At 55.5% G+C, this 490-nt stretch carries 1 protein-coding gene; it reads right to left on the bottom strand.

The genetic code is table 11. The features are described 5' to 3' along the window. Positions 1–159: 159 nt before the first annotated feature. Positions 160–465, bottom strand: a complete 306-nt coding sequence (locus IBT54_RS24890; RefSeq protein WP_167434914.1) for a hypothetical protein — start codon at positions 463–465, stop codon at positions 160–162. Positions 466–490 lie beyond the last annotated feature (25 nt).

Raw genomic sequence — 490 nt, 5'->3', positions numbered from 1 at the left:
TTTTCTGCAGAAAACGCGCTCGGAACAATGCGCATCAGCTCGTCGTTATTCAGCGGGCTGTTTTTACGGATAGCGGTCGGGGCGGCATAGCGGGAAGCAAAACGGACCATAATTAATTACCTCTTAAATTTGAGTGTCAGCAGTGAAATAAAAAACGGTTTATAGAGCGGCCAGCGCTTCGCGGAATATCAGGTAACCGGTGTCGTACTCATACAGCGCCAGCGGCCAGCCGTTGTGCAGGTAAACGATCGCCGCTTCAGGCTCCTCCGTGGGCTCCTCCAGCGCATCGAGCTCAGCCAGCTGCGCACCATTAACCCCGCTGATGCCGGTGAACACGCCGTGCCTGTGCAGGTGATCGTACAGATCGCGAAACTGCGCCGGACTGAGCGCCCCGCCCTGCTTTTCAGCGCATGTTTTGGGAGATTCTGGCGTGGCGGTTTTGACGTTGACGTTCTGTGTGTTCATGGCATTTCTCCTGCTCAGGTGGGTT

The organism is Pantoea sp. S62 (genome assembly GCF_016658625.1).
In the GTDB taxonomy this organism is placed as follows: Bacteria; Pseudomonadota; Gammaproteobacteria; order Enterobacterales; family Enterobacteriaceae; genus Pantoea; species Pantoea vagans.
This window is presented reverse-complemented; position numbering and strand designations above follow the sequence as displayed.

What these genes read in the sequence shown, in the direction of transcription:
- IBT54_RS24890 (WP_167434914.1), bottom strand. Translation starts at nt 465, where the DNA reads ATGAACACACAGAACGTCAACGTCAAAACCGCCACGCCAGAATCTCCC.